Origin of the sequence: Lysinibacillus sp. NPDC093216 (assembly GCF_050280325.1) — a bacterium.
GTDB lineage: Bacteria > Bacillota > Bacilli > Bacillales_A > Planococcaceae > Lysinibacillus.
This window is the reverse complement of sequence record NZ_JBNNVB010000001.1, coordinates 362,098-374,010: the sequence shown is the minus strand read 5'-3', so window position 1 is coordinate 374,010 and position 11,913 is coordinate 362,098. Positions and strand designations below refer to the sequence as shown.

Here is an 11,913-nt window from a genome sequence, read left to right as displayed (position 1 = left end):
ACTAACGGAGTGCGATTGTTCAATTAGAGCAGTCGCTTCTTGTGCTAACGGTGCAGTTTAATTGCACAAGATTGTGTTATAAAAAGAAACTTTTACCAATATATACCGTCAAACTTACGTACGGAGAATTATTCTGGAATGTGCACTTAATTTTTGAAAGAGGAATTTAGAAATGATGAAACAAGCTATAATTTCAGGAGTTGTATTTAGTTCAATTTTGTTAGTTGGGTGTAATGGGGAGTAGAAAGAAGAACAAGTTCAAGAAAAAATGACTGAGGGAATGGAAAGCGAGCGGAAGTATTAGTTGCTTCGAAAAAAGGGGAAATTGATGAAATACCAAATTTATTATCTGAATTGCCATAGGTGGTGTTTTGTATCGATAAGAATCCAGAACAAGAAATTAAACGAACTAAAATAAATGCAAAATGTGGCTGTAAGGGTTCTTCTGTTCCAGCAACAGAAGGCATTCTTGGTTTATCAACTCGGACACCTTTTAATTCTTCTTTTAATTGATTTAATATAGCTTGACTCTCAAATAATGGATTATTATATGGATATTGATTTAAACGGATTATTGCTTTATAAAATGATTTTAATGCTGACAAAAAACGACTAATTGTATTCGGACTTTTATTGAATGAGTCTTGATCTCGGATCTTGCAGTTCATTTTATGCATTAAATAATCTTCAACAACAACTCGTATCTTTTCTTCTTCATCATTCCATTGCACTCGTTCCCCTTGAAAATTACTTTCTTCCTCTAACCATTTGAAAAAGGGAAGTAAACAGTTTAAATAGGATGTTGCAGAGCTCTTATCAATTCGTCCTAAACAATCATTAAAATAATCTGATAATGGTAAAAAGGGTTGGTTTTCTTTAAATACTAAAAGCTTATACTTGCTTTCTATATGTTTTGGGCAGTATTCATACCAATACAAAAACATTCACCTCCACTAATTAAAAACAACTAATATTACTTTAATTTTTTACATTGTAATTTGGTACATACTTCAATAAATTGCAATGTAATACTTAACAAAATAAAAAATGTACACCACTAAAATTTATTTTAGTAATGTACATTTTCATAATTTGTGCAACATTATAAACAAGTTATGATTGAATCAAATACCATGTATAATTACTTGTTTTTAACCTTACAGAGTACTGTATATAGTCTTTTTAATTTTTTTCTATAATAAATTGAATGGTATGAGCAAGTCCTGTGTGGAGTATACCTTCATTTCGCATTTGTTCACCTGTGAAAAAATGGATGATCTTATAAGGTTGACACCATTTTAGAACATCCAAAGGATCATATAAGAAATCAAGCTGTTTGGGGCCACCTGACGCGTAAGGTAGTTGATAAATTGAATAAAGTTCCATCATAATACGACCACCAGATTTTACAGAGTTCACAATCCTCTTAAACACTTCTTGTTGCTGTTCAACCGGAAAATGTCCAAACACCATAATAGCAGCATCAAACTTTTCTACTGGTAGTTCATCTTGCAGTAAGTCAGTAAGCTTTGTATGAACTGAAACATTATGTTTTTCTGCGAGCTGTTCTGTTTTTTCAAGACCGCTTTCTGCATAATCAAAGGCAGTTACTGTATGCCCCTGTAAAGCTAAAAATACAGCATTTCGACCTTCACCTTCGGCATATGCAGCCACATTTGGATAATCCTTTAAATAGTGTACATAGTCTTCTATAAATGTATTTGGCTGCTCACCATACACATATTCAGCTGTTTTAAATCGTTGATCCCATGTATTCATTCCATCACTCCTCACTAAATAGTGTAAGTAAAATATGCTCTAGAATCGAATTTTTTGCTCAGTTTCTTTGAAAGCAACTATGCGTTGCGAATTAGCAAATGATAACTTCTAGAATAAAGTGTAATAATCCATTATTATTTGATCAAAATCCTATATGTTGGAGGTGAAATTTAATGAATTTAGAAAACCGTTTAAAGGAATTGAGAGAACAGCATAAGTATACACAGGATGATGTCGCAGCTTTTTTAAATATTTCAAGACAATCCGTTTCAAAATGGGAGTTAGGAAAAGGCTATCCTGATATAGATAATTTAAGAAGGTTAAGTGATTTATATAAAATTTCTTTAGACCAGCTTATTACAGGTGAAGAAAAATATCATAAACTAGAAGCCTCAGCCCCAACCCCAGCTTCAGCCACTGATTCAAATAAATCCGATCATAAAACTGTTGGGGATTTCTTGTGGAGGCATTGGTGGCTTGTTTTTCCTATATTTGGTATGTTATCTGCTTGGTTCCATTATTATTAATCAATAAAAAGCTACCTCTCTTTGAGGTAGCTTTACCATTAAATAATAGGTTTGCGTTCTTTAATGACGCGAATTGTTTTTAATGTTGTATCTTCTGGTCCTTGAACAGGTAAACCAGCTTCAATATTCATTTGAATATAACGAATATTTTCTTGAGTAATTATTTCCCCGGGAATAAAAATCGGAATACCTGGGGGATATACCATAACAAATTCTGCGCAAATACAATTATCCGCTTCTGCAAGTGGAACAACTTCAGTATCTGCATAAAATGCATCACGTGGTGACATAGCAAGTGCAGGAATTTCTGGTACATTGACCATTGTTTCAGTAATAGCAGCTTCTGAATCGAATGCTTTTGACATACGACTAAGGGCATTGATAAGGAGATTAATTTCCTTTTTCGTATCACCTAATGTCACTAAACATAAAATATTGTATAGATCTGATAATTCTACTTCAATATTTGCATTGTGACGAAGCCATTCTTCAGCTTGATGACCAGAGATACCTAAATCTTTAATACTTATTAATAGCTTTAAAGGATCCATATCATAAGTTGCTGATGAATTTAATTTTTCTTTACCAGCACATTTTAAATGTGGAATTTGGTTAATGCGTTTACGTGCATCCTTTGCCAAGCGAAGTGCATCGCCAATTAAATCATAACCATGGATCGCTAGCTGACGTCGAGCTGTGTCAAGGGAAGCGAGTAATGGATAAGATGTCGATGTTGTTGTTAGCATCGACAGGATAGCTTGGACACGTTTTGCAGAAACAAGTCCTTCACGAACATTTAAAATAGACGTTTGAGTCATAGAACCGCCAAGCTTATGTACGCTGGTTGCAGCCATATCAGCTCCAGCTTCCATTGCAGAGTATGGAAGATCATCATGGAATTTAATGTGTACACCATGTGCTTCATCGACAACTACCGGAATATTGCGGCTATGGACTATTTCGACAATACGCTTTAAGTCTGCTGAGAAGCCGAAGTACGTTGGATTAATAACAAGAACTGCCTTTGTATCTGGATAAGCATTTAAAGCTTTTTCAACAGCTTCAGGCGATATTCCATGAGAAATACCATATTCACTATCTACTTCAGGATGAATAAAAATCGGGATTGCTCCAGCGAAAACAATCGCCGACATAATGGATTTATGAACATTCCGTGGTACTAGAATCTTATCACCTGGACCGACGACAGTCAGAATCATCGCCATGATGGCGCCACTAGTACCTTGAACGGAAAAGAATGTATGATCAGCACCAAAGGCTTTGGCAGCAAGTGCTTGCGCTTCTTTAATAGCGCCCTTTGGTGAATGTAAATCGTCTAGTGGAGCAATATTAATTAAATCAATTGATAAAACGTTGTCGCCGACGAATTCTCGGAACGCAGGGTCCATACCTTGACCTTTCTTATGGCCTGGAATATGGAACTGAATTGGGTGTCTGTTCCGATGTTTAAGTAATACGTCGAACAATGGAGTCTCTAATTGTGACAACGCAGGTACCACCTCACTTTATAATATGTAAGAAAACAAATGAATTATAGCACCTAATTGCAAGAAAAAATAGACTTTACAGAAAAAAATAAAATAAAAAGGATATTTTGATAATTTCGAGAAATTAGTATCGTAGGAAAGGGGAGATACTATGAATTGGAATTCACGTGTAACAGAGCTTTTAAATATTAAATACCCAATTATTCAAGGGGGATTAGCCTATTTAGCATATGCAGATTTAGCAGCGGCGGTGTCGAATGCTGGGGGGCTAGGGCAAATAACAGCAATGAGTTTACGAGATCCTGACTTATTGCGCGCAGAGATTCATAAAGTACGAACATTAACGGATAAACCGTTTGGCATAAATTTTGCAATTGGTATGTATGGCACTGGTTATGAAGATATGGTGCGTGTTGCAGTGGAAGAAAAAGTACCAGTTGTTACAATGACTGGTGGGAATCCTGCACCAATTTTTGATATTTTAGAAGGAACGGATATTAAAAAATTAGTACTTGTTGCTGCACGTAGACAAGCTCAAAAGGCGGAACAACTAGGTGCAGATGCTGTTATGGTTGTTGGTCAAGAGGGTGGAGGTCATCTTGGACGTGATGATATAGGGACAATGGTACTTGTGCCACAGGTTGTAGATAGTGTGAAAATACCTGTTATTGCCTCGGGTGGAATTGGCGATGGTCGTGGCTGGATGGCAGCTCATGCACTAGGAGCAGAGGGAATTGAAATGGGTAACTAAACTGTTACGAAAAATTAGACAAACCTATACAAACCTGTATAGAAGCATAGATTTATAACAGAATACCCTTCGTATCAAGCGATTGGTGCGAACTCCACGTTAATTGCTTTTAACTCCTAAAGCCTTGTGACCAAAGCGGAGCTGGAAACGGCAGACGTAACGGTGCGAAAGCAGAAAAAACAACAAGGATAGCATAAGCTGAAAAAAATCACTCAGTGTCTGTAAAGGATCATCGTGACAACAGGAAAACGGTGGCGCTAAGTGCTTTGACAATGGATGTTTAGCAGCGAAACTCCTAAATCTCTAATGAGACAAGGAGGACGTTCAACGACTATCTCCTTGAGGGAGAGTAAAACCGCAAGCGAATGGCGGAAGAAAAATGTGGCTCTTATCAGAAGATAAGATGAAGATATAGTCTGCGCTTATGTGAAAGCATAAGAGGTCTACTCGTGAGAGAAAGACTGCATTGAGGGTTGCGTCTTAGTGTGAACAAGAAAAATATATACAACTATAAAAAATGTTAACAACCTCTCTAAATAGGGTAATGTGATTTTATCATAGTGAAAGAGAGGTGGTACGCATGGAATTAATGTCCATTGAGAAATTTGCTAAACGTGTTGGTGTAAATGTTGTAACGCTAAGAAGAATGGAAACAAAGGGCGAGAATGTATCTTCTGGCGGTACGAGATATTACTCTGTTGAACAATTAAAACAGTTCGACAACGCACCAGACACACAAAAGTTGGTAATTGGCTATTGTCGAGTCAGTACACCAAGTCAAAAAATTATACGGTCGAAGAGAACTAAATGGTTGATTGACGAGGTGGAAAAACAATGATATTGGCGACAAAAATAAGACTAAAACCAACTAAAGAACAAGAGGTTTTGTTTTGGAAGTCTGCGGGGACTGCGAGATGGGCTTACAATTATTTCTTGGCTGAAAGCGAACGTATTTATAACGACGAGAAGCGCACAGTCAAAGAGGGCGAAGTTCGTAAGAAAATCAATAATGAACTGAAACCATCAACGCATAAATGGCTAAAGGAAGTCGGAAGCAATGTGATGAAACAGGCGGTGAAAGATGCCGATATTGCTAGAAAGCGTTGGTTCGAAGGCTTGACTGAAAAGCCAAGGTTCAAAAGCAGACGAAGAAGTAAAGTTAGTTTTTATGTAAATTACGAAAGTTTAAAACGAACAAATGAAGGTTTTAGAGGTGAAAAGATTGGCAGTGTAAAAACTTGCAAAACGCTTCCTAAGCTTAAAAAAGGTCATAAATATTCCAATCCACGCATTTCATTTGACGGACGAAATTGGTTCTTATCAATTGGATATGAGCAAGAATTTGAGCAATATGATTTGACAGGCGAAAGTTTAGGGATTGATGTGGGGATCGAAAAATTGGCAATTTGTTCTGATGGCAAGTTCAAAAAGAACATCAACAAAACCGAAGAAGTCAAACAATTAGATCGAAAGTTGAAAAGAGAACAACGAAAATTAGCTCGTAAGCTTGAAGCCAACACGAAAGAGTACACTAAAAACCGAAAGCCAATCTATAAAACACCTTTAAAGAATATGAAAAATATTCAAAAACAAAACACCGCAATCCGTAATTTATATAAGCGACTTAACGGCATCCGAACAAATCATTTACATCAATGTTCTAATGAGATCGTGAAAACCAAGCCATCTCGTATTGTAATGGAACATTTACATGTAAAAGGTATGATGAAAAATAAACATCTGGCGAAGGCGATAGCCGGGCAAAAGCTATATGAATTCAAACGGCAAATTCAATACAAATGTCAAAAATACGGAATTGAATTTGTTGAAGCTGACAGATGGTTTCCATCATCAAAAACTTGTTCTAGTTGTGGACAAATTAAATCCGATTTGAAACTGAAAGACAGATTATTTATCTGCACTTGCGGATTAAAGATGGATAGAGATTTGAACGCAAGCATTAATTTAGCAAATTACTCAATCTAAGGAGTTTAACTGACACTAAGCCTTAGATGTGTACGCAACGATACTGCGGAATTTAAGCCTTTGGAGAGTCATACTAAATGGCAGTAGCTTTGGCGAAACCAGACTCAGAGAATAAGGAAGACACAAAATACGAAAGTCGGAAGATATAAGTTGTGTCACAGTAGAGATGTCTACATTTTTTAAGAAATGTATATGTTTTTCGTATCGGCACTCGTTTTATAGCGACAAAGGAATGTGTTGATGCCTCTGAGGCTTATAAAGAAGCCTTAATCGGAAGCACCGAGGCAGATACGACTGTTATAAAACGCTCTATAGGCGCACCGGCAAGAGCGTTGAGCAGTGAATTTACGGAAAAGATATTAGAAATTGAGCGTACTACACCTACGTATGAGGCATTAAAAGATTATATTAGCGGGAAAGCAAATAAACGTTTTATTTATGATGGCGAAAAAGATGAAGGAATTGGCTGGGCTGGACAAGTTACAGGAATGATCCACGATATTCCAACAGTCGAGGAGCTAATCACTCGAATGCTTGCAGAAGCAGAAAGTATCCGGGTAAAATGGTGTCAGTAAGATAAAGGTGGTTATGTCCAATGGAATACTCTTATCCATTTTCAACTGATTGGTCAACTGAGGAAATTGTTGATGTTGTCCAATTTTTTGAAGGAATTGAACAAGCTTATGAAAAAGGCATTAAGCGTGAAGTAATGATGACGAAATATCGTCGTTTTAAAGAAATTGTTCCTTCACAGTCCGAGGAAAAAACAATTTTCCGTGAGTTTGAAGAAGCAAGTGGCTATGTCAGTTACCCTGTTGTGAAACAAGCAAAAGAAGGAACTGATGGCACGATTATTAAAGTTGCCCCGAAGCAACGTCGATAAAAATGTGGACGTGAGAAATACTCACGTCCACATTTTTTATCTGCTAGCTTTACACTATCCCTGTGTTAAAAATAAGCGTATTTCATATACTACATAAACAATATAAAACATCCCAATTTTTTGAAAAGAAGAGAAAAAATAAATAATTTCCTCAAACCCTCATTCATAAGAATATTCCTCAAATAAATTTTCAATAGCTAGGAATAATAACGAAAATTTTCCACAATATATAAATATCATTAAAATTGTTTTAGTTATTATGTCACAAAGCTTGAAGCACAATCCGTCAAACTTTATTTTCCAACAATGATGTTATAAATAGGGAGTAAATGGCTAAAGGTTTCTTCCGTTAATTGATGAAGTTGGCTAGCTGACAGCTTGACAGCTTGATCTTTTGGAATATGGCGACCTACTAAAAACTCGCCTTTTTTAACATCACGTAAACGGATAAGTAATTCATCTAGCTTGTCTTCCTTTGCATCTTGCATGGAAATGGCTGCTGGAGACATGTGGTCCCCAGAGACAATGAAATCCTCAGGAAGCTGCTGCAGCATTGCTCTGTTGGCAATTAAACGTTCTGCCATCACATTTTTTTGTGGAGCTTCATAAATAATAGCTAAGACGATGAATAAATGTGTGCTCCAAAGTCCAATCTGAAAGTGAGGTAATGATTTATAACCTCTTTTGTACGGAGCGAAAGCAACCCAGCTGTCGTTTGGGGGATTTACTGTTCTACGCGCATGCTTCGCAACATGAGGATAAAATTCTTCTCCGAGATGACTCGAAAAGAAGGAAGAAAAATCCTCTCCAAGCAATTGGAATTTTGGACGTACACATACATTTAAAGCATCCATTCTCTGTTCTAAACCGTCTATTTGAAAAACATTGAAGTCTTTGTTAGTCCACTTTATTTTCGGCATTTTTATTAACTCCTTTCGATTTATAAGGTTTATTTTATAAGGAAAATGGGAAAAAATCTTATAACAAGCATTTTATCGAATGTGACAAGTTTTGTGAAAAAATAAAAAAAGGAAGTGATTTTTATGAAACCAATCGTAAAAATTATACGTAAAGTCGACATTGAAAAGCAATATGAACACATTTTGCAATTAGAATTAGATTATGAATTAGCCTCGCTATTCTCGGCAATGAATGAAAAAAATGAAATTGAAATTGAAAAAAGTAAAAAACGTCTTGGTGAAATTCAGCTGGAACTTGAAAGCTTGCACGCCTATGCGTAATAAAAATAATATACCGATTTGAAAAATCACTTGCTGAATATTCCGACAGCAGGTGATTTTTATTGCTATAAAGGGTAAAATAGACAGTATATCATAATGGAAAGTTATATTTTCAGGGAAGAATTATGTGCTGCTTATTAAGTAGGCTAAAAGCATAGGACCTTTTCTTATAATCGAAGGGTGGGTTTTTATGGATTTACAACAAATTGATCAATTTGCGAAAAGTATTATATATGAAGCGGGTAGCCGTATTCGAGAGGCCTTTTCGTACAATCTAGTTATCGAGACAAAATCAAGTGCAAACGACCTTGTCACAAATATTGACCGTGAAACAGAATTATTTTTTATCGAAAAAATACGAGGTTTCGATCCAACCCACAAAATTTTAGGGGAAGAGGGTATGGGAGAGAAAGTTGAGTCGTTAGATGGTGTTGTATGGATTATTGATCCAATCGATGGCACGATGAATTTTGTGAAACAACATCGTCATTTTATGATTTCTATCGGTATTTTTGTTAATGGGGTAGGCAAGCTTGGTTACATATTTGATGTAATGCGTGAAGATTTATTTTATGCTATTGCAGGTGAAGGGGCATGGTACAATGACTCACCATTACGTAAATTGCAGTCAGTCAAAATAGAAGAATCGGTCATTGGTATAAACGCACACTGGGTAGCACCAAATCGACATATTCACAATGAAAAAGTAATTGAAATGGTTCGGAAAATACGTGGAACGCGGTCATATGGTTCAGCCGCAATGGAAATAGCGTTTGTTGTCAGTGGTAAATTAGATGCTTATGTATCAATGCGACTATCGCCGTGGGATATAGCTGGAGGTACGATTATCGCCAAGGAAGTTGGTGCTATTACCACTAATTTACACGGAGAGGGCTTTGATTTCTTGCATCAGGATACGTTTATTATTGCCAATCCTTCTATACACAAAGAGTTATTAGAAAAATATATTGTGCCTTATGAATAAAAAAGGAGCTGTCTATTTTTTAGACAGGCTCCTTCTTACATTAGCAATCAACTCTTATTAAAGTAAACCTTGTTCACGTAGTTTACGTTTCATTTTAAAGGCTGTCATGAAAATGACACAAGTAGCAACAATGCCTGCTATTATACCTAATACACTGTCAATTGCCACTGAATATCCGATAGAACACATTGCTAAAACAGCTGCTAATGCGTAAATGGCCATTACGAATTTTGCACGATTCATAGCCGAGCCTCCTATATTAAAAATTTGTAAATAAAATATATTTTTTAGAATGAGGAAAATTCTAATAAGGACATTTCTATCCTTCTTGTGCTATAATATCACAGTTAAACATTCGAAAAAAGAATATGGAGTGGAATAATGACAAACTTACGTCAAGATCTTCGCAATATCGCAATAATCGCCCACGTTGACCATGGTAAAACTACTTTAGTCGACCAATTACTAAAACAATCAGGTACATTCCGTTCAAACGAACGTGTTGAAGAACGTGCAATGGACTCTAACGATATTGAACGCGAACGTGGTATTACGATTTTAGCTAAAAATACAGCAGTAAACTATGAAGGAACTCGTATCAACATCCTTGATACGCCTGGACACGCTGACTTCGGTGGTGAGGTAGAACGAATTTTAAAAATGGTAGATGGCGTTGTACTAGTTGTCGATGCGTATGAGGGTTGTATGCCACAAACACGTTTTGTGTTGAAAAAAGCATTAGAACAACGTTTAACACCAATCGTTGTTGTTAATAAAGTAGACAAAGATTCAGCTCGTCCACTAGAAGTAGTAGATGAAGTACTTGAATTATTCATTGAACTAGGTGCAGATGAAGATCAATTAGAGTTCCCTGTTGTCTATGCTTCAGGTGTAAATGGTACAGCTTCTTTAGACGCTGATCCATCTAAGCAAGAAGCGGATATGAAATGTCTATTTAAGAAAATTATCGAAGCTATTCCAGCACCAATTGATAACTCAGAAGAGCCATTACAATTCCAAGTAGCTTTACTTGACTATAATGACTTCGTTGGACGTATCGGTATTGGTCGCGTATTCCGCGGAACAATTTCTGTAGGTCAACAAGTATCTCTTATGAAGTTAGACGGAACAGTGAAAAACTTCCGTGTAACGAAAATCTTTGGTTTCTTCGGCTTAAAACGTGAAGAAGTTGAGACAGCAAAAGCTGGTGACTTAATCGCCGTTTCAGGTATGGAAGACATCAACGTTGGTGAAACAGTTTGCCCTGTTGAGCACCCAGAAGCGCTAACGCCATTACGTATTGATGAGCCAACTTTACAAATGACTTTCTTAGTAAACAATTCTCCATTCGCAGGTCGTGAAGGGAAATGGGTTACTTCTCGTAAAGTAGAAGAGCGTTTACGTGCTCAATTACAAACAGACGTATCTTTACGTGTTGAAGATACTGATTCTCCAGATGCTTGGACAGTTTCAGGTCGTGGAGAGCTTCACTTATCTATCCTTATCGAAAACATGCGTCGTGAAGGCTTCGAATTACAAGTTTCAAAACCACAAGTAATCGTGCGTGAAATCGACGGCGTGAAATGTGAACCTTTCGAACGCGTTCAAATCGATGTGCCTGAAGAAAATGTTGGTTCAATTATTGAATCAATTGGTACACGTAAAGGTGAAATGCTTGATATGGTGAACAACGGCAGTGGTCAAGTTCGTTTAACGTTCTTAGTACCAGCTCGTGGATTAATCGGTTATACAACTGAATTCATGTCGATGACAAAAGGTTTCGGTATTATCAACCATACGTTCGATTGCTATCAGCCATTATTACCAGGAAGAATTGGTGGCCGTCACCAAGGTGTACTAGTTTCAATGGAAACTGGTAAATCAACAACTTATGGTATGATGCAAATTGAAGACCGTGGTACACTGTTCTTGGAGCCAGGTACAGATATTTACGAAGGTATGATCGTTGGAGAAAATACTCGTGACGCTGATATCACTGTAAACATCACAAAAATGAAACAAAAAACAAACATCCGTTCAGCAAACAAAGACCAAACGAATGTTATTAAAAAGCCACGTATTCTATCACTAGAAGAAGCGCTTGAATACTTAGGTGATGACGAGTACTTAGAAATCACACCAGAATCTATTCGCCTTCGTAAACAAATTCTAGATAAAAACGAACGTGAGAAAGCAGCGAAAAAATTACGTAACGCAGAACAATAATTTTCCGCTGACATGAAAGGAAGAGGA

General features: G+C 36.7%; 11 protein-coding genes and 3 pseudogenes. 9 read left to right on the top strand and 5 right to left on the bottom strand.

The features are described from left to right. Positions 1–206 precede the first annotated feature (206 nt). Together ACQKOG_RS01865 and ACQKOG_RS01860 are read right to left on the bottom strand one after the other, a co-directional pair. Positions 207–938, bottom strand: coding sequence for a hypothetical protein (locus tag ACQKOG_RS01865; RefSeq protein ID WP_370083755.1), 732 nt, complete (start codon positions 936–938; stop codon positions 207–209). A gap of 244 nt (positions 939–1,182) precedes the next feature. Further along, entirely contained in the window at positions 1,183–1,779 is a 597-nt protein-coding gene (locus ACQKOG_RS01860) for a class I SAM-dependent methyltransferase (RefSeq protein ID WP_402872265.1), read from the bottom strand. A 173-nt stretch (positions 1,780–1,952) separates the two neighbouring features. On the opposite strand from ACQKOG_RS01860, the gene ACQKOG_RS01855 reads away from it, so the two are divergent. Further along, positions 1,953–2,306: a helix-turn-helix transcriptional regulator gene (locus ACQKOG_RS01855; protein WP_370083759.1), complete on the top strand. Its 354-nt coding sequence runs from the start codon at positions 1,953–1,955 to the stop codon at positions 2,304–2,306. Between the two features lie 38 nt (positions 2,307–2,344). On the opposite strand, the gene ACQKOG_RS01850 is transcribed toward ACQKOG_RS01855, so the two are convergent. Next, positions 2,345–3,814: an aminotransferase class I/II-fold pyridoxal phosphate-dependent enzyme gene (locus ACQKOG_RS01850; RefSeq protein WP_370083761.1), complete on the bottom strand. Its 1,470-nt coding sequence runs from the start codon at positions 3,812–3,814 to the stop codon at positions 2,345–2,347. A gap of 151 nt (positions 3,815–3,965) precedes the next feature. On the opposite strand from ACQKOG_RS01850, the pseudogene ACQKOG_RS01845 reads away from it, so the two are divergent. The 5 genes and pseudogenes from ACQKOG_RS01845 to ACQKOG_RS01825 form a co-directional block, all read left to right on the top strand. After that, positions 3,966–4,559: pseudogene (locus tag ACQKOG_RS01845) on the top strand (NAD(P)H-dependent flavin oxidoreductase); the annotation flags it as partial. A gap of 586 nt (positions 4,560–5,145) precedes the next feature. Continuing rightward, positions 5,146–5,349 (top strand): annotated as a pseudogene (locus ACQKOG_RS01840) (IS607 family transposase); the annotation flags it as partial. A 50-nt stretch (positions 5,350–5,399) separates the two neighbouring features. Further along, complete coding sequence (locus ACQKOG_RS01835; RefSeq protein WP_427444654.1) at positions 5,400–6,551, top strand: RNA-guided endonuclease InsQ/TnpB family protein; 1,152 nt, start codon at positions 5,400–5,402, stop codon at positions 6,549–6,551. A gap of 203 nt (positions 6,552–6,754) precedes the next feature. Next, positions 6,755–7,126, top strand: a pseudogene (locus ACQKOG_RS01830) (NAD(P)H-dependent flavin oxidoreductase); the annotation flags it as partial. Between the two features lie 20 nt (positions 7,127–7,146). Next, on the top strand, positions 7,147–7,434 hold the full coding sequence (locus tag ACQKOG_RS01825) for a UPF0223 family protein (protein ID WP_370083138.1): 288 nt from the start codon (positions 7,147–7,149) through the stop codon (positions 7,432–7,434). Between the two features lie 293 nt (positions 7,435–7,727). On the opposite strand, the gene ACQKOG_RS01820 is transcribed toward ACQKOG_RS01825, so the two are convergent. Next, a complete protein-coding gene (locus ACQKOG_RS01820) occupies positions 7,728–8,354 on the bottom strand; it encodes a YktB family protein (RefSeq protein WP_370083136.1) in 627 nt (208 codons plus the stop codon). Between the two features lie 123 nt (positions 8,355–8,477). Here ACQKOG_RS01820 and ACQKOG_RS01815 point away from each other — a divergent pair, with 123 nt between their 5' ends. After that, positions 8,478–8,675 (top strand): hypothetical protein, encoded by a 198-nt coding sequence (locus tag ACQKOG_RS01815; protein ID WP_370083134.1) that lies wholly within the window; start codon positions 8,478–8,480, stop codon positions 8,673–8,675. Between the two features lie 190 nt (positions 8,676–8,865). Then, entirely contained in the window at positions 8,866–9,660 is a 795-nt protein-coding gene (locus tag ACQKOG_RS01810) for an inositol monophosphatase family protein (protein ID WP_370083132.1), read from the top strand. Between the two features lie 57 nt (positions 9,661–9,717). Here ACQKOG_RS01810 and ACQKOG_RS01805 read toward each other — a convergent pair whose 3' ends face one another. After that, a complete protein-coding gene (locus tag ACQKOG_RS01805; RefSeq protein ID WP_370083130.1) occupies positions 9,718–9,903 on the bottom strand; it encodes a DUF5325 family protein in 186 nt (61 codons plus the stop codon). A gap of 138 nt (positions 9,904–10,041) precedes the next feature. Between ACQKOG_RS01805 and typA the strand changes: the two genes are divergently transcribed. Further along, the gene (typA, locus tag ACQKOG_RS01800) at positions 10,042–11,886 is read left to right on the top strand and encodes a translational GTPase TypA (protein WP_370083128.1); all 1,845 of its coding nucleotides are present in this window, start codon (positions 10,042–10,044) and stop codon (positions 11,884–11,886) included. Positions 11,887–11,913: the final 27 nt, after the last annotated feature.